Source organism: Halorarius litoreus (assembly GCF_024362405.1).
Lineage (GTDB): Archaea > Halobacteriota > Halobacteria > Halobacteriales > Haloarculaceae > Halorarius > Halorarius litoreus.
In genome coordinates, this window is record NZ_CP101454.1 from 1,269,976 (window position 1) to 1,288,162 (window position 18,187).

Here is an 18,187-nt window from a genome sequence, read left to right on the forward strand (position 1 = left end):
GCGTGCTGGTATCACGGGGGTATGAGACATCATTTGGTAACAGATGGTATTTGGTGGTTTTATCCGCAACCCTTAATGGTCGGCGTGGAGATTGTAGTGTATCGGATGAGCGACGACAACGAGAGCCCGATTTGGGCCGCGAACCCGCTTCGGGCGCTGCAGGCCGCGACCGAACAGGCGACGGAGCAGCAACAGCAGCTCCTTCAGCAGATGCTCGGCACCTCGACGAACGCCGCGAACTCGCTCGGCAGCCAGCTGGGCGCGATGAGCCACATGGCGACGTTCAAGACCCGTGTACAGAGCGGCGGTCGCATCTCGATTCCCGACGCCGAGCGCGAGGCGCTCGACATCGAGGAGGGCGACATCGTCCAGACGGTCGTCGTCCCGGTCAAACGAAAGCGCGGAGATTCCAACGATGACTGACTACACGTCCCCCATCACAGCGGCATTCGAACTGCAACGGACCACCCTCAAACAGAGCCAGCAGGCCGTCGAGAGCTCCATCGAGTTCCAGAAGCGCCTCAACGGCGCGATGCTCGACGCGTTCGACTCCACCGAGGACGCCCAGAAGCGCGGCGTCAAGCTCACGCAGGACGCCATCCACCAGTACCTCGACGCCGTCGAGGCGACGATGCCCGGGACGGGCGCGTCGCTCGACCAGGTCCGTGACTCCGTCGACGACGCCTTCGGGCAGGTCGACGAAGCACACACCGAGGCGTTCGACCAGGTCGAGCAGAGCGCCCAGGAGGGCGCCGATCAGTACGACGAGCTGAGCGAGGAGTTCCTCGAGACGCTCCGCGAGCAGCTCGACGCCGTCGTCGCCACCCACGAGGAGTTCGAGGGCCGCACCGTCGAGTCGTTCGATCAGGTCGCCGAGGGCTACGAGCAGCTCGAAGCCCGCATGGAAGAACAGAGCGACATGCTCGCCGAGCGGTTCGACGAGCAGTCCGAGCGCGTCCAGACCCAGCTGCAGGAACAGTTCGAGCAGTTCCAGCACCAGCTCGAAGAGACCCAGCAGCGCGTCGCGGAGATGCAGGACCGCACGCGCGAGCAGCTCGACGCGTAAGCGCGACCGACCTTTAACACCCTGTACACTGTAGCTACATCACAATGAGCGACACGAACGACGAGCCCCGGAACCCCTGGGCACAGATGGTAGAGAACATGAACGAAGCAGTCTCGCGGTCCGTCGAGCAGAACATGGAGGCCCAGAGCGCCTTCATGGAGTCCTGGTCGAAGCAGATGGCCGACTCGATGCCCGAACAGGACGAACTGGGCGAGGCGTTCGAGTCGTACAACGCCGCCTACCGCGTCTGGATGGACGCCGCCGACCAGACGTTCGAGCGGCTCACCGACGCTGCCGAGGACAAGGACGTCGGCACGACCGAGTTCCGCGACATCTGGCTCCAGAGCGCCAACGAGGCGTTCAAGGAGGTGATGGACACCGCCGCGTTCGCCGCGATGACTGGCGACGCCGTCGAGCAGATGATGGAGCTCCAGGCCGACATGGAGGAGCTGACGCAGGACAACCTCACGCGGATGGGCCTGCCGACCCGCGAGGACGTCGACGAGGTCGGCGCGCGCCTCATCGAGCTGGAGCGCCGCCAGCACGATGTCGAGCAGAAGCTCGACCGCGTCATCGACCTGCTGGAGGCGGAGTAGCGCCATGTCCGACGGAGACGTGCCGGCGAACCCCTACGCGTTCGCCCTGAACGCCCAGCGTGAGCTGCTGGAAGCGACGACCGGCGCGATGGAGCGCGCGGAGGTCGCCGACGACCGGCTCGAAGAGATGGAGGAGGTGGAGGTGGGCGAGACGCCGAGCGAGGTCGTCTACACCGAGAACAAGCTCGAACTGCTCCACTACGAGTCGCAGACCGACGAGCAGCACGACGTGCCCATCCTCGTCGTCTACGCGCTCATCAACCGGCCGTACATCCTCGACCTGCAGCCGGACCGCTCCGTGGTCCGGCGCCTGCTCGAAGCCGGCCACGACGTCTACCTCGTCGACTGGAACGAGCCCTCGCGGCTGGACCAGCATCTCACCATCGACGACTACGTCAACCGCTACATCGACAACTGCGTCGACGTGGTCCGCGAGCGGTCGGGCCAGGACAGCATCAACCTCCTCGGCTACTGTATGGGTGGGACTCTCTCGGTGATGTACGCCGCACTCCACCCGGAGAAGCTTCGAACGCTGGGGCTGATGGCCGCAGGGCTGTGTTTCGACGACACGGGCGGCGTGCTCGAACTCTGGGGTGATGAGGAGTACTACGACCCCGAGGCGGTCACCGAGACGTTCGGCAACATGCCCGCCGAGATGCTCGACGTGGGGTTCGCGCTGATGGACCCGGTCGCCAACTACGTCTCGAAGTACGTCCGGCTGTACGACAACATCGAGAACGAGGACTTCGTCCGGAACTTCGCCCGGATGGAGCGGTGGCTCTCGGAGGGCATCGACGTCGCGGGCGCGACGTACGTGGAGTTCCTCCGCGAGATCTACCAGCAGAACTCGCTGTACAAGAACGAGTACGAACTCGGGGGCGAACACGTCGACATCGGGAACATCGACATGCCCGTCCTCCAGATCCTCGGCGAGTACGACCACCTGATTCCGCCGGCGTCGTCGAAGCCGTTCAACGACGTCGTCGGGAGCGACGACGTGACGACCATCGAGTACCCGACGGGCCACATCGGGCTCGCCGTCTCGGGGTCGAGCCACCGCGACGTCTGGCCGAAGGTCGCCGACTGGTACTTCGACCGCTCGTCGAGCGAGGCCGTCGAGGTCGAGTTCGACGACGAGACGGTCGTCGACTCCGACGCCGACACCGACGAACCGGCCGACGACGAGTCGTCGACGCTCGACGAGGAGTCGTACGAGCCGGCAGAGACCGAAGGCGGTGCGCTCGAAGCCATCAGCGGCATCGGTCCGACGTACGCCGAACGACTCGTCGACGGCGGCATCACGACGGTGGCCGAACTCGCCGACGCGGACCCCGAGACCGTCGCCGAACTCGCCCAGGTGGGTGCCTCGCGGGCGGCCGACTGGGTCGAGCAGGCGCAGGACACCTAGCGACCGACGACCGATTTTTCGACGCGCTGGCTCGCCAGTCGGTGAGTTCGACGGGAGACGTGGTGACTCCGCTAGCGATACGCGGTGAGGACTGGCGCGTCGTCGGCTCGCATGGCGAGCCAGGCGTCGTCCCGAGATACGTCGGCGATGAGGAGACGCCCATCGTCGACGGCCGTCATGACCTCACCGTGCCCGACCGCGCTCTGCGTGACAGCGGAGTCCGGTGCCATGTATGTGAGTAGTTAACAGAGAGTATATAAAAATGACGAATCGACAGCCAGTTTTCGTCGTTTCTGGGGCAACACGGGGTGAGAAAACCGACAGACAGCGAGCTGTCGTGATAGATAATGACATAGACGGTGAAATCCTGTTTTCACCCTTCGGAAGCTATTTTCGTACATAATCGATAGGAAGACGTGGACGTATGACACGACACGTCGGGGAACAGTACGAAGAACAACAGCTCCGGGGGATGTGGCGGAGTGACAACGGTAAGTTTAACCACATCCGGTAAAAACCGCACATCGGAATGTCAGACACTAATAGCCTCTCCCGCCGTCGCTTCCTGCAAGCGACCGGTGGCGCCGCGGGCGCCGCGGCACTCGCCGGTTGTACCGGCGGCGATTCGACCGAGACTCCGACCGACGAACCGGGCGACACGGACACGCCCGAAGAAAGCGCGACGCCGACGGAGACGCCGAGCGAGATCACTCGTGGCGGCCAGCTCGAGCTGATCAACTCGACGACGTCGACGTTCGACCCCGTCGCGAACACGGACACGGCCGGTGGCCGTGTCATCCAGCAGGTGTTCGACGCCCTGACGAACTATCCGTTCGGGCAGGCGGCCGTCGAGAACCAGCTCGCGGAGTCGTACGAGACGAACGACGACTTCACGCAGTTCACCTTCACCCTGAAGGACGCCACCTTCCACAACGGCGACCCCGTCCGCGCACAGGACTTCGTCTACTCGTGGGAGCGCCTGGCGGCCTCCGAGAACTCCCGACGCGCGGGCTTCCTGCTCGACTTCCTCGGCGTCACGGCCGAGACCGACAGCGAGGGGAACTACGTCTCCGGGTCGCTCGGCGTCGAAGCCGCCGACGACAAGACGTTCGTCGTCAACCAGGACGAGCCGTTCGCGTCGTCGCTCGAGATGATGGCGTACACCTCGTTCGCGGTCGTGCCGGAAGGCATCGTCGGCGACATCGAGGGGTACGACGGCGAGATGGAGTACCAGACGTTCGCGACGGAGAGCCCCATCGGCGCCGGCCCGTTCCAGTTCGACAACTGGAACCAGGGCGAGGACATGCGCGTCGAGAAGTACGAGGACTACCACTCGGAGCCCGCGTACCTCGACGCCGTCCACTGGGCCGTCATCGAGGACGACAACGCACAGTTCCAGTACATCCAGAACAAGAACGCCGACGCGTTCGGCATCCCGACCGCTCGCTACGACCCGCAGAAGGTCTCCGTCAACCGCACGGACGAGCAGGGTCGAGAGCGCGGGACCTACGGGCCACTCCAGAACGGTGAGACCGTCTCGTACGCCCGTGTCCCCGAGCTGTCCACCTTCTACTTCGCGTTCAACGCCGCAGTCGTGCCGCTGCCCGTTCGGCAGGCCGTCGCGTACGCGACGAACCAGAAGGAGTTCGCCGAGCAGGTGTTCAAGAACCGCGTCGCGCCCGCGTACCACTTCACGCCCCCGCTCATCTACCCGGGCGGTGGCAACGCGTACAACACGCACGCGAAGGAGAACTACCCGTACGGCTACAACGAGGCCCAGATCGGCGAGGCCAAGGCCGTCATGGAGGAGGCCGGCTACGGTCCGGACAACAAGTACGAGCTCACGTTCACCCACTACGTCAGCTCGACCTGGAACCAGATGGCCCAGATCATCCGCGACCGCCTCGGCGCGGCCCACATCAACATGAAGATCGAGGAGGCGCAGTTCTCCACGCTGCTCGAGCGCGGCCGCAACGGCAACCTCGAGGCGTACACGCTCGGGTGGATCGCGGACTACCCGGCACCGGACAACTTCCTGCAGTTCTTCAACCCGCCGGCGACGGACACCTCGCAGAGCGCGCCCGTCTCCTACACGAACTGGGACGACGTCGACTCGGAGGCGAAGGACCGCGCGACGCAGGCCTGGAAGAAGGTCGAGAACAACCCGCAGCCGAGCGAGGCGGCCCAGAAGAAGCGCAACGAGGCGTACGTCACGCTCGAAGAGGCCAACTGGGAGGACGCCATCCTCATCAACGCGTTCCACGGCATCTCCGAGCCGATGCACTACGAGTGGACGCACATGCCGCTCCACGGTGCGATGGGTAGCAGCCGGATGATGCACCACCGCACCTGGAAGGACGCCGACGCGCCGACCAACTGAACGACACCACGCGTCGACACTTCGACGACGCATTTTTCGCACCCTGCGCCGGTGTACACGGCGTGAAGGAACGAAAGAGATAATTGCCGTAAACAGTAACCACGCAATAGCCGAATTAATAATGAGTGACCTTCACAGCACGGGAGGTGAGCACCGATGAGCCGGTGGAACTACTTCCTCCGGCGGGTACTCCTCGCGATACCCGTTCTGGTGTTCTCAACGTCTATCACCTTCCTCATCATCCGTGTCGGCCCGACGGACCCCGTCGCTGCCATCCTCGGTCCGACCGGTGACCCGCAAACCTACCACGAAATCGCCGTACAGCTCGGCCTCGAACGACGCGTCGGTCCCGAAGAGTGGGTGCCGGTCCCGCTCTGGCAGCAGTACGTCGACTTCATCACCGACCTGTTCACGGGGAACCTGGGGACGTCGTGGGTCATCAGCCCCAGCACCTCCGTCTACGACGTGATGGCGTCGCGGGCACCGAAGACCATCTGGCTCGGCTTCTGGTCGGTGCTGGTGGCGCTGTTCATCGGGATCCCGCTGGGCTTCTACGCCGGGCTGAACCCCAACACGTTCTCGGACTACTCGGCCTCCTTCGGCGGCATCGTCTGGCGCGCCATGCCGAACTTCTGGCTGGCCGTCATCCTCTCTGGGCTGCTCACCCAGTCCGAGGCGCTGTTCGGCTTCTCGTGGGAGAACTTCCTCGTGCAGACGCCGGGCATCATCGGCGCCCCGGACCTCAACACCATCTACCAGCCGCTCGAGGACGGCATCTCCATCGCGGCCCTCCAGACCGCCATCACCAACCTCTTTGCCGCCATCAAGTACATCCTGCCGGCGGCGCTCGTGCTGGGGTCGTCGTCGATGGGCAACGAGATGCGTATCGGCCGGACCGCCGTGCTCGAGACCATCAACTCGAACTACGTCGAGACGGCGAAGGCGAAGGGGCTCGGCCCCCGAACCATCGTCTGGAAGCACGTGTTCCGCAACGCGCTGATTCCCCTGGTGCCCATCATCACCGGCGAGGCGTTCCTGCTCATCGGCGGCTCGGTGCTCGTCGAGAGCGTGTTCGCCATCAACGGCATCGGGAAGCTGTTCTTCGACTCCGTCGTGCAGGGTGACCTCCCGCTCGCGGGTGGGCTCATCTTCATCTTCATCCTGCTGACGCTGTCGATCAACATCATCCAGGACCTGCTGTACACGCTCATCGACCCGCGTGTGGGGTACGACGACTAACAATGAGCCAGCTATCAGAGACCTCCGAGGAAGTATCACTCGCCCAGCGCATCCGGGAGAACCCGCGGCCGGCACTCCTCTGGTTCGCCGGGGTCCTCCTGCTGTTCGTGCTGGAGGCCGGCGCGGCGTTCGCCGCCATCGCCGACCTCGCGAACACGGTCGTGGGGCTCCTCCCGGGAGTCAGCTTCGACCTCTCGTCGGTCGCCGCCGCAGCCGAGCAGATTCCGACGCTGCTGTCGCGCGAAACCATCCCGAACCAGGGGTACGACGTCAACGGCGTCGACCGGATCATCACCGTCGAGTCCGGCGACAAGAACTACGTGTTCAACGGCCCGTGGGAGGGGACGTTCATGGGGCTCTCACCGAAGTACGCGTGGCTCCTCCGCGTCACGCTCATCTACGCGTACGCCTTCGTGTTCGTCTACTGGGTGCTGCGCGGCTACTTCGTGTTCCGCGAGCACTACCGCTACGCCGACTGGACGCCGCGTGACGACGTGGTCAATCGACTGCGCCGCCACCGCTGGGGCCAGTTCGGCTTCATCATCGTCTTCATGTTCCTGACGATGGCGATCTTCGCGCCCGCGCTCGGGCCGACGACGGTCGCAGCGAACATCGAGAGCCCGTACGAGAACTCCATCACGTACACCAACCCTGACACCGGCCAGCAGGAGGAAGTACTCATCGGCACGGCGAACCTCGCGGCCGCCTCGAACGGCGCGGGCACGAAGAACACCGGGCCGTGGCAGTACGACCAGTACTCGCGGTTCCACCCGTTCGGGACCTTACCCACGCCCGGGAAGGACCTGTTCACGTTCATGGCCGCCGGCGCTCGAATCTCGCTGTTCATCGGCCTCACGGCCATCGCCATCAGCGGCTTCTTCGCCGTCACGTTCGGCCTGCTGACGGCGTACTACAAGGGGCTGGTCGACCTCGCCGTGGTCGTGGCGGGCGACTCCATCATGACCGTCCCACAACTGCTACTGTTGATTCTCATCTCGGTGGTGTTCGCCGACCACTGGCTCTCGAACATCTACAACGGCGGGCTCCTGATAGCGCTCATCTTCGGGTTCACCGGCTGGCCGTTCCTCTGGCGGGCCGTGCGTGGCCCGGCGTTCCAGGTCTCCGAGCAGGAGTGGGTCGACGCGGCCCGCTCGTACGGGCAGCGCGCCACGGCGACCATGCGCAAGCACATGCTGCCGTACATCGTCGGCTACCTGCTCATCTACGGCTCGATGACCATCGGCGGCATCATCATCGGCACCTCGGCGCTCTCGTTCCTCGGCCTCGGGATTCAGGCCCCGACGCCCGAGTGGGGCCGCGCCATCTCGATGGGGCAGAGCTACGTCGCCACCCAGTCGTGGCACATCAGCTTCATCCCCGGCGTCATGATCGTGCTCGTCGTCACGGCGTTCAACGCCATGGGCGACGGGATCCGCGACGGCATCGACCCCAAGTCTGAGGGCAGCGAAGGCGGCAGCGAGGTCGCGGCCGCCGGAGGTGGTGGCGGATGAGCATGCAGACGACCGAGACCCGCGCCGCGAACGAACCCGTCCTGCAGGTCGAGAACCTGCAGACGGCGTTCTTCACGGACAAGGAAGTCATCCGGGCGGTCGACGGCATCTCGTTCGACATCGACGAGGGCGAGACCGTCGGCATCGTCGGCGAGTCGGGCTCCGGAAAGTCCGTCACCGCACGCTCCATCATGGGCCTCGTCGACTCGCCCGGCCGCATCCTCGACGGCTCGTCCATCAAGTTCAACGGCGAGGAACTCGTCGGCAAGTCGGAACGCGACTACCGCAAGCTGCGGGGCTCCGGCATCGCGATGATCTTCCAGGACCCGCTCACCTCACTCAACCCGGTCTACACGGTCGGGAACCAGATCAAGGAGGCCCTGCGCTTGCATCAAGGACTCACGGGGCAGGCCGCGACCCAGAAGGCCATCGAGCTGCTGGAGGACGTCTCGATTCCCGACGCCCGGCGTCGGGTGAGCGAGTACCCCCACCAGTTCTCCGGGGGGATGCGCCAGCGTGCGGTCATCGCGATGGCGCTCGCCTGCGACCCCGAACTACTCATCTGTGACGAGCCGACGACGGCACTCGACGTCACGATTCAGGCGCAGATCCTCGAACTCCTCCAGGACATCCAGGATGAGCGCGGGCTCTCCATCATGTTCATCACGCACGACATGGGCGTCATCGCCGAGATCGCCGACCGCGTGAACGTGATGTACGCCGGCGAGATGATCGAAAAGGCGCCGGTCCGCGAGCTGTTCGACAACCCGAAACACCCGTACACCGAGGGACTGCTCCAGTCCATCCCGGGGATGCACCCCGGCGAGGAGCGGCTGCGAACCATCGAGGGCGACGTGCCGACGCCGAACGAGCCGGCGGAGTACTGTCGGTTCGCCCCGCGGTGTCCGAAGGCGTTCGACGCCTGTGACGCCGTCCACCCGGTCAACGTGAACGTGGGGCGGGAGTCGACCGAACACACCGCGGCCTGTCTCCTCTACCCCGAGGACATGAGCCGCGAGGACGCCGTGGAGACGCACCGGGCGCGCGACGCCACTGCGGAGCTGACCGACCCGACGGAGGGTGACGAATGAGCGAACTCATCGAACGCGAGACGGCCGTCGACGAGGAGGTCCTCGTCGAGGTGAACGGTCTCAAGACGTACTACGAGGGCGGTGGACTGATCAACGACAACCCCGTGAAGGCGGTCGACGGGGTCGACTTCGACATCAAGCGCGGCGAGACGCTCGGGCTCGTCGGCGAGTCCGGCTGTGGGAAGACCACGCTCGGCCGGACGCTCGTCCAGCTCGAGACCGCGACCGACGGCGAGGTGCTGTTCGACGGCCGCGACATCACGGAGCTGTCGGGCTCGGACCTGAAGCGGTGGCGACGGAACGCCCAGATCGTCTTCCAGGACCCCGAGTCCTCGCTCAACGACCGGATGACCGTCGGTGAGATCGTCCGCGAGCCGCTCGACGTCCACGACTGGCCGAACCTCTCGGTTCGGGTCGAGGGCGGTGACGCCACGGTGAACGGCGACGTGCGCAAAGCGGCCCCCGAGGCTGGCCCGCGCGATATCGACATGACGCTCCGGCTCTCCGGCGGGAGCTACGAGCTCGAGCTCCGCGACGAGATGCCGCTCACGACGGGCGACCTCGACGTGCAGGTCGACTCGGGCGCGAACACGACCGTCCGTATCGACGTGAACAAGTCGAAGGCGCGGATGCGCCGCCAGCACGTCCGCCAGCTGCTCGAGACGGTCGGGCTCCGCGAGGAGCATTACTACCGCTACCCGCACCAGTTCTCCGGCGGCCAGCGCCAGCGCATCGGCATCGCCCGCGCGCTCGCGCTCGAACCGGAGTTCATCGTGCTCGACGAGCCGGTGAGCGCGCTCGACGTCTCGGTGCAGGCGAAGATCCTCAACCTGCTCGACGACCTCCAGAACGAGTTCGGGCTCACCTACCTGTTCATCGCGCACGACCTCTCGGTGGTGCGGCACATCTGTGATCGGGTGGCGGTGATGTACCTCGGCAACATCATGGAGCTCGGGTCGTCCGAGGAGCTGTTCGAGGACCCGGCGAACCCGTACACGCTGTCGCTGCTGTCGGCGATTCCGGAGCCGGACCCCGACCAGGAGAAGGACCGCATCACCCTTCGTGGGACGCCGCCGAGCCCGCGTGACCCGCCGACGGGCTGTCCGTTCACCACGCGGTGTCCGGCAAAGATTCGCCCCGCGCAGTACCGCGACATCGACGACGACCTCTGGGAGGGGCTCTCGCTCCTCCAGGAGGTCATCCGCGAGCGGTCGCGCGCCGACCGCTCGCTGACCGAGGTCGCGCGGGAGCTGCTCGGCCTGGAGACCCGCTTCTCCGACATCTCGGAGATCAACGCCGAGGTGTTCAAGGGCATCGAGATTCCCGACCGCGTCCAGCAGCACATCGACCGCGCCGAGGAACTCGTCGCCGGAAACAAGGAGGACGAGGCGCTCGCGTACCTCCTCGACGAGTTCGGCAGCGAGTGTGACGCCGAACGGCCGGCCCACGAGCAGGTGAGCGACAGCGGGCGCGTCTCGCTGTGTCACCGCCACAACAGCGAGCACGAGGAGCCCTCGGCGATGTTCACCCACGTCTTCGACGCCTGATGGCGACGAGCCGCCCTCCACGGTGGGCGTTGCGAGCGCTCGACGGCCTCCAGTACGGCCTCGCGCTCACGCTCACCGCCGGCGTCGTCACGGCGGCACTCACCTATCTGGTCGCACTGGTGAGCCGCGGCCCCGACGCGCTCGCGCTCGTCAACCCCCTGCTCGCCGTGCAGCTCGTCCTCTTCTTCGGCGGGTTCGCGGCGATGGCGTTCGGCGCGCTCAAGCTCCGCCCGGAAGCACCCTACAAGGAGAACGCCCGGTTCGGCCTGTCACTGCCCGACTCCGGGTCGGCCGAAGGGGGGTTCTCCGAGCAGGTGGCCGACCTCCCCCCGCTCGGCTGGTACGACCCCGCCGACAGCGAACGGCTCTCCGGCGGGGGGCGACTGCTCGTCGCCAGCGCCCTGATGCTGCTCGTCTCCTACCTCGTCGAGGCCGTGGCGTTCCAGCTCCTCTGAGCCGCCGCACCGACAGATACAACCCCGGCGACGCCCGAACACGGGCAAATGGTTGACATCGGCGAGGACGACCACGAGTACGTGGACCGCATCGCGTCGAACGTGGACGTCAAGAAGAACGCCTGGTCGGAGACCATCGACGACATGAAGGCGATGGCCGCGGAGCTCGAAGACCAGGGCTGGGATGCGTTCTACGTCGCCGCCGGGCAGACGGCCCCGGAGACGCCCGACGTCGGTGACACCGACCGCTACGGGCTCGTTCACGTCATCCCGGACAACTACGCCGACGGCTTCGTCGAGGCGTTCGAGGCCGGCGAGTACCCCGAGTACGACGTGTTTCGCCAGGAGGTCGCCGGCCAGCTGTTCGGCGTGACGCTGCTGCGCGACCCGGACACCGAGACGGCCATCCTCATCGGCTGGGCGCTCACGCTCAGCGACGCCACCCAGATGATCAACAAATCGCGCAGCGAGGAGACGACGTACACGCACGTCCAGACGCTCGACGGCACCCACCTCGGCTCGTTCGAGCACGCCGCCCCGGAGAAGTTCTTCCCGAACTTCGAGTCGTACGACGCCTTGCTCGAAGACGAAGCCTGACTCGTCGGCAGACTGTGGAGCGGTCGGCGCCGGACCACTGAGTTCTCGGCCGTTCGACCCCCAGCGACCGAGCCACAGCACCGGGAGCGGCCCTGTCGCTGAGATAGGGGGCTCGTGTGTGAACTGCTCCCCCAGAAGTGCAAGGACTTAGTACCGGGAACGGCTGGAAGGGAGTATGAAGGTCGCTGACGCCATGACGCCCCGCGAGTCGCTCGTGACGGCGACGGTTCCCGGCACTCGCGAGGACGTACTCGACCGGCTGCAGGACAACGAGTTCTCCTCGGTTCCGGTCGTAAAAGAGACCGACGACGGCGAGGAGTTCCGCGGACTCGTCTCGCGCGAACAGCTCATCGACCAGCCCGACGAGGACCAGCTCGCGCTGCTCGTCGTCGAGGTCGAGCCCGTCACCTCCGCGGACGACCTCGCGGCGGTCGCCGAACTCATCCGCGAGAAGGGCCAGCGGCGCGTCCCCGTGGTCGACGACGGTGCGCTCGTCGGCATCGTCACCATCACCGACGTCGTCCGCGCGATGGCGAACGGCGACGTGGACGGTGACAGCGAGGTCGGCCCGCTCGCCAAGACGGCCGTGAACTGCGTCTACCAGGAGACGCCCATCACCGTCGCCGAGCGCGAACTCGCGTACGCACAGGAGGCGTACGGCGTCGTCCTCGACGACGAGGGCACCTCGGTGGGGATGCTCACCGAGGTCGACCTCCTCGACGTCGCCCGCATCGTCGAGGGCGAGGAGTCGACGGGCGACTCCATCGCCGACGAGGACGACGACTGGAAGTGGGAGGGCATCAAGGCCATCGGCTCGCGGTATCTCCCGACGCGGAACGTCGAGCTGCCGGCGGTGCCCGTCAGCGAGGTCATGACGGACGGGCTCGTCACGGTCTCGCGGACGAAGACGGCGACGGAGGCCGCCCAGCTGATGATCTCGAAGGACATCGAGCAGATCCCGCTGATGAACGGCGACGAGCTCGTCGGCATCCTGCGCGACACGGACCTGCTGGAGGCGCTGTAAGGAGATGAGCGAGGAGCGAAACACCGAACTCGAGGCCGTCGCCGAGCTCGCGAAGCGCCGCGGCTTCTTCTTCCAGTCGTCGGGAGCGTACGGCGGCGTCTCGGGCTTCTTCACCTACGGCCCACAGGGCGCAGCACTCAAGCGTAACCTCGAGGACGCGTGGCGCGACCGGTTCGTCACCCGCGAAGGCCACATGGAGATTTCGGCGCCGGACGTGATGCCCGAGCCCGTCTTCGAGGCGTCGGGCCACCTCGACGGCTTCGACGACATGATCATCGAGTGCCCGGAGTGCGGCGAGTCCCACCGCGCCGACCACCTCGTCGAGGACAACTCCGACGTGGAGGACGCCGAAGCCATCCCCATCGAGGAGGTCCAGGAGCTCATCGCGGACCTCGGGCTCGTGTGTCCGGCCTGTGGCACCGAGCTCGCGGGCGAGCCGGTCGAGGAGTTCAACCTGATGTTCGAGACGAGCATCGGCCCCGGTTCCTCGCAGCCGGGCTACCTCCGGCCCGAGACCGCGCAGGGCATCTTCGTCGAGTTCCCGCGGCTGAAGGAGTACGCCCGCGGGCAGTTGCCGTTCGGCGTCGCACAGATCGGCAACGCCTACCGCAACGAGATCTCGCCACGACGCGCACTCGTCCGCGTCCGCGAGTTCACGCAAGCCGAGTTGGAGCACTTCATCGACCCCGAGGAGGACGAACCACCCATCGAGCGGGTCGCGGACGTGGAACTGCCGCTCTACTCGGCACGCGAGCAGGACAAGGACGACGGCGAGCTTCAGCAGCTGACGGTCGAGGAGGCGCTCGACGAGGCGGTCATCACCTCGCCGTGGGTCGCCTACTACCTCGGCCTCGCGACGGGCTGGTACGAGCGCATCGGCGTCGACATGTCCCGCTTCCGCTACCGCCAGCACCTCTCGGGCGAGCGCGCGCACTACGCCGCGGACTGCTGGGACGCCGAGGCCGAGTTGGGCGGCGACTGGATCGAGATCACCGGCTTCGCCTACCGCTCGGACTACGATCTCTCGAAGCACGGCGAGTATTCGGGCGACGACTTCACGATATTCAAGCAGTACGACGAGCCGCAGACCGTCGAGCGAGCGACCGTGGACCCCGACATGTCCGTCCTCGGTCCCGAGTTCGGCGGTGCCGCCGCGGACGTGCGCGAGGCACTCCAGGCGCTCGCCGAGCGCGACCCCGACGCCTTCGACGCCGACACCGTCGAGGTCGACGTCGACGGTGACACCTACACCGTGGACACCGACGTCGCGAACTTCTCGGTCGAGGAGGTGACCCAGGCGGGCGAACACATCACGCCACACGTCGTCGAGCCCTCCTTCGGTGTCGGCCGACTCGTCTACACTGTCCTCACCCACGCCTACGGCGAGGACGAGGTCGCAGGCGAGACCCGGAGCTATCTCTCGGTGCCGACCGAGTTGGCGCCGACGTTCGCGTGTGTCGCGCCGCTCGTCTCGAACGACGCCGACCTCGTCGAGCGCGCCGAGGACGTGCTCGACCGCCTCCGGTCGGCGGGCTTCGAGGTCGACTACGACGAGTCGGGCTCCATCGGTCGCCGCTACCGCCGACAGGACGAGGTCGGTACGCCGTTCTGTGTCACGGTCGACCACGAGACCCTGGAGCAGGAGGAGTACGACGCAGCGACCGTGACGCTGCGCGACCGCGACTCCACCGAGCAGGCCCGCGTCCCCGTCGGCGACCTCGTGGCAATCCTCTCTGAGTTGCGGGCCGGCGAGACCACGTTCGCGGAACTGCTCTCCGACCCGAACGTCCACCGCGTCGCGTAGCGACCGATGGACGCGGAGGTCGAACGGCGCGTCGTTCACGCCTCGGGCGGGCTGGTCCCGCTCGCGTTCGTGGCCGACCTCCTCACCTACGTGCAGTTGCAGACCGTCTTTCTCGCCGGGAGCCTCCTCGCGCTCGTCCTGGAGGCGCTCCGGCTCTCTGGAACCATTGACCTCGCGGTCTTCGACCGACTGACCCGCGAGTACGAACAGGAGGGGCTGGCTGGCTACGCGCTGTACGTCCTCTCCATCACGGCGACGCTGTGGCTCTTCCGGCCGGAAGCCGCCGTTCCCGGCGCCCTGCTGCTCGCGTTCGTCGACCCAGTGGCTGGGCTCCTCGGCTCGGGGGAGTTGCGCCGGATGAAACAGACGTTCGTCCTGCTCGCGACGTTCGGGCTCTCGACGCTCGTCGCGCTCGTGTTCGTCCCCTCGATGCCCGCGATCCTCGGTGGGGTGGCGGCGACGCTCGCCGACGGCGTGAAACCCGTCGTCGCGGGCTACGTCGTCGACGACAACCTCACGATTCCCCCGGCGGCGGCCGCGGCCATCACCGTCGGACTGTGGCTGGTCTGACAGAAAACACTTACCGGCCACACCACAGCCACCGGGTATGTCCCTGCCCTCCAGACGTGCGTTCCTCGCGACGACAGGGAGCATCGCAGCGGTCGCCGCCGCGGGCTGTACCAGCCTCGTCGACGCCCCCGGTGACGCGGAGCCGACGCTGACACCCCCGGCGGAGAACCCCATCGAATCGGTCGCTGGCTCGGCGCCACAGTACCGGGTCGACGCCCGAAACGCCGGCGTCACGTCCGACGGGCCCGACGACGAACCGCGTCTCGCGTGGGTTCACGAGCGCGACGAGGCGGCGGGGCCGCTGTGTACCCTCGCCGACGGCACGCTGTTCGTCGGTGACGACGCCGGCACCGTCGCTGCACTCGACGCCGCGACGGGCGAGCAGGCGTGGCGCTACGACCTCGGCGGCACGGTTCGGTCGGCACCCGCCGTCCACGCCGGGCGAGTCGTCGTTGGCACCCACCGCGGCGACTACAGCTACGACGGTGAGTACGCGGTGGTCGCACTCGATGCCGAGACCGGCGAGCAGGCGTGGCGCGGCACGCTCCGGGAGAGCGCGTCGGTCGCCTCGCCGACGCTGACCGACGACCTCGCGCTCGTGCCGACCGGTGGCGGCGGCATCCGGGCGTTCGGGCTCGCCGACGGCGCGGAGCGCTGGCGCGTCCCCGCCTCGCCCGGAACGTGGACGACGCCGGCCGTCGTCGACGGCATCGCCTACTGCGGCGAGCGAGCGGTCGAGGCCACGACGGGGGACGTCGTCCGTGACGGCCCGACCCGGAACGCCCCCACGGCCGTCGTCGACGGCGTCGTCTACGCCGGCGGCGCGTCGATGGGGGCGTTCGACGCCGACACCGGGCAGGAACGCTGGCGGGTCGACCCGCCGGCCGACTACTACGTCGTTGGGTCACCCGTCGTCACCGCCGACACCGTGTTCGCGCCGGTCCACGAGGAGGTGAGCGACGCGTCAGGCGACGACTCTCTGCTGGCGCTCGACCGGAGCGACGGCACCGTGCAGTGGCGCACCGCGCTCCCGTCGTTCGTCCCCCAGTGGGCGCCGTTCACCGTCGCCGGCGGTGCAGTGTACGTCGGCGGTGCGGGGCTTCGGGCGCTCGACGCCGACTCCGGCGAGGAGCGATGGTCCGTGGCGAGCGAGTTCTCGTTCGGTCAGCCACTCGCCGCGGACGGCGTGCTGTTCGCCACGGCCGGCCGCTACGTCTGCGCGTTCGCCTGAGGGGTGACCCGGGCGGCCAGCCGCTCGAACGGCCTCGAGTAGCGCATCACCATCGTCCCGAGTACGCTCATCACGAGGACGTAGCCGACCGCGACGGACGCGACCTCGGGCAGTCCCGCCGAGAGCGCGAGCGCCGCGATGACGAGCGAGAACTCGCCACGGGCGACGAGGCCGAGGCCCGTGCGGACGGCTCGCCGTCCTGACAGGCCGTACGCGAGTCCTCCGGCGTAGCCGCTGGCGAACTTCGTAACCGCCGTGACGGCCGCGAGGACGAGCACGGGGACGATGACTCCCGCGACGGTCGAGGGGTCGGTCTGGAGGCCGATGGCGAAGAAGAACACCGCGGCGTAGATGTCGCGCTCCGACACCAGGACGCGCTCGATGCGGTGGACGTGGTCGGTACCGGCGAAGGCAGTCCCGAGGAAGAACGCGGCGACGGCCTCGCTGACGCCGAGCGCGAGCGCGGTCCCGCCGACGAGCACGGCGAGCGCGAGCACCCGGAGGACGAACAGTTCGTCGGAGGGCGTCTGGAACGCCCGGTCGAGGTAGGGGGTTCCAACGGTCGCGAGCAGCAGCAGGCCGACGATGACCGCCGCGGCGAGTCCCAGCGAGACCAGGATCTGTTCGGTGCCGCCGCCGCTCAACAGCGCCGCGACGACGGCGAGGTAGACGGCGATGACGACGTCCTCGAACACCAGCACGCCGAGGATGGCCTCGCTCTCGGGGTCGGCGATCCACCCGAGATCGACGAGCGTCTTGGTGATGACCGCCGACGACGAGATGTAGGTGACGCCCGCGAGCAGTAGCGCGCCGAGCGGGCCGAACCCGAGCGCGAGCGCGACGAGGCCGCCGGCGACGGCGTTGACGGCGAGGTCGATTCCTCCTGCCTTGAGCATCCGGTCGCCGCTGCCGACCAGTCGGCCGACGTTGAACTCCAGCCCGATGAAGAAGAGCAGGAGGACGACCCCCAGTTCCGCGAGGAGGTCGATGAACTCGCGGCTCTCGACGACCGAGAGGGCCTCGACGGGGGAGAACGGACCGACGAGCAGGCCGACGATGATGTACGCCGGGATGACCGACTGGTCGAGCCGCGTGGCGACCGCGCCCCCGACGGCGATGACTGCGAGGACGACGCCCGCTTCGAACAGCAGCGCCGCCATCAGTCGGTCGTCTCGCGAACGAATTTCGAGAGCGCCTGCTGCTCCTCGCGGGTGCCCAGCGAGACGAGGACGTCACCGGCCTCGATGACGGTGTCGGGGCCGGGGTTCGGCTCCGTTTCGCCGTCGCGCTGGACCGCGATGACCGACGCGCCGGTCTCTGCACGGATGTCGGCGTCGGCGAACGTCTCGCCAGCTACGGGCGAGGCGTCGGTGACCTCGACCCACTCGAGGATCGCGTCGCCGAGCGGCACGGAGATCTCGTCGAGGTCGACGCTCTCGAAGTACGCCCCTTCGAGGATGGAGCCGAGGTGGTTCGACTGCTGGCTCGTCAGGTCGAGGAGTTTCTCCGAGTCGGCGTCGGGCGCGTCACGGCGGAACAGTTCGACCCGGCCGTCGTGGTGGAGGAGGACGACCGCGCGCGCCCCACCGGTGAGGTCGAGTTCGAACTTCTTGCCGACGCCCGGAACGTCGGTCTCGTAGACGGTCATACCGGGTACACGGACCCGGT

18 protein-coding genes are annotated in these 18,187 nt (G+C 67.2%); 15 read left to right on the forward strand and 3 right to left on the reverse strand.

Going from position 1 to position 18,187, the window contains the following annotated elements:
* Positions 1–105: 105 nt before the first annotated feature.
* The 4 genes from NL126_RS06480 to phaC are packed head-to-tail and all read left to right on the forward strand — an operon-like array spanning position 106 to position 3,070.
* Positions 106–423 (forward strand): AbrB/MazE/SpoVT family DNA-binding domain-containing protein, encoded by a 318-nt coding sequence (locus NL126_RS06480; protein WP_255198109.1) that lies wholly within the window; start codon positions 106–108, stop codon positions 421–423.
* The gene (locus tag NL126_RS06485) at positions 416–1,066 is read left to right on the forward strand and encodes a hypothetical protein (protein WP_255198110.1); all 651 of its coding nucleotides are present in this window, start codon (positions 416–418) and stop codon (positions 1,064–1,066) included. Before NL126_RS06480 ends, NL126_RS06485 begins: the two co-directional genes overlap by 8 nt.
* Positions 1,067–1,110: 44 nt before the next feature.
* Complete coding sequence (locus tag NL126_RS06490; protein ID WP_255198111.1) at positions 1,111–1,662, forward strand: poly(R)-hydroxyalkanoic acid synthase subunit PhaE; 552 nt, start codon at positions 1,111–1,113, stop codon at positions 1,660–1,662.
* 4 nt (positions 1,663–1,666) lie between these two features.
* Positions 1,667–3,070, forward strand: a complete 1,404-nt coding sequence (phaC, locus tag NL126_RS06495; protein ID WP_255198112.1) for a class III poly(R)-hydroxyalkanoic acid synthase subunit PhaC — start codon at positions 1,667–1,669, stop codon at positions 3,068–3,070.
* 71 nt (positions 3,071–3,141) lie between these two features.
* Here the strand turns inward: phaC and NL126_RS06500 are convergent, their stop codons facing one another.
* Positions 3,142–3,300 carry a DUF7556 family protein gene (locus NL126_RS06500; RefSeq protein WP_255198113.1) on the reverse strand — a complete coding sequence of 53 codons (159 nt, stop codon included), beginning with the start codon at positions 3,298–3,300 and terminating at the stop codon, positions 3,142–3,144.
* Between the two features lie 299 nt (positions 3,301–3,599).
* On the opposite strand from NL126_RS06500, the gene NL126_RS06505 reads away from it, so the two are divergent.
* The 11 genes from NL126_RS06505 (at position 3,600) to NL126_RS06555 (ending at position 16,519) form a co-directional block, all read left to right on the forward strand.
* The gene (locus NL126_RS06505; protein ID WP_255198114.1) at positions 3,600–5,450 is read left to right on the forward strand and encodes an ABC transporter substrate-binding protein; all 1,851 of its coding nucleotides are present in this window, start codon (positions 3,600–3,602) and stop codon (positions 5,448–5,450) included.
* A gap of 156 nt (positions 5,451–5,606) precedes the next feature.
* On the forward strand, positions 5,607–6,689 hold the full coding sequence (locus NL126_RS06510) for an ABC transporter permease (RefSeq protein ID WP_255198115.1): 1,083 nt from the start codon (positions 5,607–5,609) through the stop codon (positions 6,687–6,689).
* A gap of 2 nt (positions 6,690–6,691) precedes the next feature.
* The gene (locus NL126_RS06515; protein WP_255198116.1) at positions 6,692–8,200 is read left to right on the forward strand and encodes an ABC transporter permease; all 1,509 of its coding nucleotides are present in this window, start codon (positions 6,692–6,694) and stop codon (positions 8,198–8,200) included.
* Positions 8,197–9,291, forward strand: a complete 1,095-nt coding sequence (locus NL126_RS06520) for an ABC transporter ATP-binding protein (protein ID WP_255198117.1) — start codon at positions 8,197–8,199, stop codon at positions 9,289–9,291. The genes NL126_RS06515 and NL126_RS06520 overlap by 4 nt, the downstream gene beginning before the upstream one ends.
* Positions 9,288–10,838, forward strand: a complete 1,551-nt coding sequence (locus NL126_RS06525) for an ABC transporter ATP-binding protein (protein WP_255198118.1) — start codon at positions 9,288–9,290, stop codon at positions 10,836–10,838. Before NL126_RS06520 ends, NL126_RS06525 begins: the two co-directional genes overlap by 4 nt.
* The gene (locus NL126_RS06530) at positions 10,838–11,293 is read left to right on the forward strand and encodes a DUF7555 family protein (protein ID WP_255198119.1); all 456 of its coding nucleotides are present in this window, start codon (positions 10,838–10,840) and stop codon (positions 11,291–11,293) included. The genes NL126_RS06525 and NL126_RS06530 overlap by 1 nt, the downstream gene beginning before the upstream one ends.
* Before the next feature lie 48 nt (positions 11,294–11,341).
* Positions 11,342–11,890 (forward strand): DUF7529 family protein, encoded by a 549-nt coding sequence (locus NL126_RS06535; protein ID WP_255198120.1) that lies wholly within the window; start codon positions 11,342–11,344, stop codon positions 11,888–11,890.
* Positions 11,891–12,065: 175 nt separating this feature from the next.
* On the forward strand, positions 12,066–12,914 hold the full coding sequence (locus NL126_RS06540) for a CBS domain-containing protein (RefSeq protein WP_255198121.1): 849 nt from the start codon (positions 12,066–12,068) through the stop codon (positions 12,912–12,914).
* 4 nt (positions 12,915–12,918) lie between these two features.
* On the forward strand, positions 12,919–14,718 hold the full coding sequence (gene glyS, locus NL126_RS06545) for a glycine--tRNA ligase (protein WP_255198122.1): 1,800 nt from the start codon (positions 12,919–12,921) through the stop codon (positions 14,716–14,718).
* Between the two features lie 6 nt (positions 14,719–14,724).
* The gene (locus NL126_RS06550; RefSeq protein WP_255198123.1) at positions 14,725–15,288 is read left to right on the forward strand and encodes a dolichol kinase; all 564 of its coding nucleotides are present in this window, start codon (positions 14,725–14,727) and stop codon (positions 15,286–15,288) included.
* Between the two features lie 37 nt (positions 15,289–15,325).
* Positions 15,326–16,519: a PQQ-like beta-propeller repeat protein gene (locus tag NL126_RS06555; RefSeq protein WP_255198124.1), complete on the forward strand. Its 1,194-nt coding sequence runs from the start codon at positions 15,326–15,328 to the stop codon at positions 16,517–16,519.
* Here NL126_RS06555 and NL126_RS06560 read toward each other — a convergent pair.
* Together NL126_RS06560 and NL126_RS06565 are read right to left on the reverse strand one after the other, a co-directional pair.
* Positions 16,498–17,679: a cation:proton antiporter gene (locus tag NL126_RS06560; RefSeq protein WP_255198125.1), complete on the reverse strand. Its 1,182-nt coding sequence runs from the start codon at positions 17,677–17,679 to the stop codon at positions 16,498–16,500. The two genes, NL126_RS06555 and NL126_RS06560, sit on opposite strands and share 22 nt — an antisense overlap.
* Complete coding sequence (locus NL126_RS06565; protein ID WP_255198126.1) at positions 17,679–18,167, reverse strand: cation:proton antiporter regulatory subunit; 489 nt, start codon at positions 18,165–18,167, stop codon at positions 17,679–17,681. Before NL126_RS06565 ends, NL126_RS06560 begins: the two co-directional genes overlap by 1 nt.
* Between the last annotated feature and the right edge of the window lie 20 nt (positions 18,168–18,187).

Excerpts from the sequence above, each read along its gene's own strand:
- NL126_RS06515 (WP_255198116.1), top strand. The coding sequence starts at position 6,692 with ATGAGCCAGCTATCAGAGACCTCCGAGGAAGTATCACTCGCCCAGCGC.
- NL126_RS06530 (WP_255198119.1), top strand. The coding sequence starts at position 10,838 with ATGGCGACGAGCCGCCCTCCACGGTGGGCGTTGCGAGCGCTCGACGGC.
- glyS (WP_255198122.1), top strand. The coding sequence starts at position 12,919 with ATGAGCGAGGAGCGAAACACCGAACTCGAGGCCGTCGCCGAGCTCGCG.
- NL126_RS06550 (WP_255198123.1), top strand. The coding sequence starts at position 14,725 with ATGGACGCGGAGGTCGAACGGCGCGTCGTTCACGCCTCGGGCGGGCTG.
- NL126_RS06490 (WP_255198111.1), top strand. The coding sequence starts at position 1,111 with ATGAGCGACACGAACGACGAGCCCCGGAACCCCTGGGCACAGATGGTA.
- phaC (WP_255198112.1), top strand. The coding sequence starts at position 1,667 with ATGTCCGACGGAGACGTGCCGGCGAACCCCTACGCGTTCGCCCTGAAC.
- NL126_RS06540 (WP_255198121.1), top strand. The coding sequence starts at position 12,066 with ATGAAGGTCGCTGACGCCATGACGCCCCGCGAGTCGCTCGTGACGGCG.
- NL126_RS06565 (WP_255198126.1), bottom strand. The coding sequence starts at position 18,167 with ATGACCGTCTACGAGACCGACGTTCCGGGCGTCGGCAAGAAGTTCGAA.
- NL126_RS06520 (WP_255198117.1), top strand. The coding sequence starts at position 8,197 with ATGAGCATGCAGACGACCGAGACCCGCGCCGCGAACGAACCCGTCCTG.
- NL126_RS06485 (WP_255198110.1), top strand. The coding sequence starts at position 416 with ATGACTGACTACACGTCCCCCATCACAGCGGCATTCGAACTGCAACGG.
- NL126_RS06555 (WP_255198124.1), top strand. The coding sequence starts at position 15,326 with ATGTCCCTGCCCTCCAGACGTGCGTTCCTCGCGACGACAGGGAGCATC.
- NL126_RS06480 (WP_255198109.1), top strand. The coding sequence starts at position 106 with ATGAGCGACGACAACGAGAGCCCGATTTGGGCCGCGAACCCGCTTCGG.
- NL126_RS06510 (WP_255198115.1), top strand. The coding sequence starts at position 5,607 with ATGAGCCGGTGGAACTACTTCCTCCGGCGGGTACTCCTCGCGATACCC.
- NL126_RS06500 (WP_255198113.1), bottom strand. The coding sequence starts at position 3,300 with ATGGCACCGGACTCCGCTGTCACGCAGAGCGCGGTCGGGCACGGTGAG.
- NL126_RS06525 (WP_255198118.1), top strand. The coding sequence starts at position 9,288 with ATGAGCGAACTCATCGAACGCGAGACGGCCGTCGACGAGGAGGTCCTC.
- NL126_RS06505 (WP_255198114.1), top strand. The coding sequence starts at position 3,600 with ATGTCAGACACTAATAGCCTCTCCCGCCGTCGCTTCCTGCAAGCGACC.
- NL126_RS06535 (WP_255198120.1), top strand. The coding sequence starts at position 11,342 with ATGGTTGACATCGGCGAGGACGACCACGAGTACGTGGACCGCATCGCG.
- NL126_RS06560 (WP_255198125.1), bottom strand. The coding sequence starts at position 17,679 with ATGGCGGCGCTGCTGTTCGAAGCGGGCGTCGTCCTCGCAGTCATCGCC.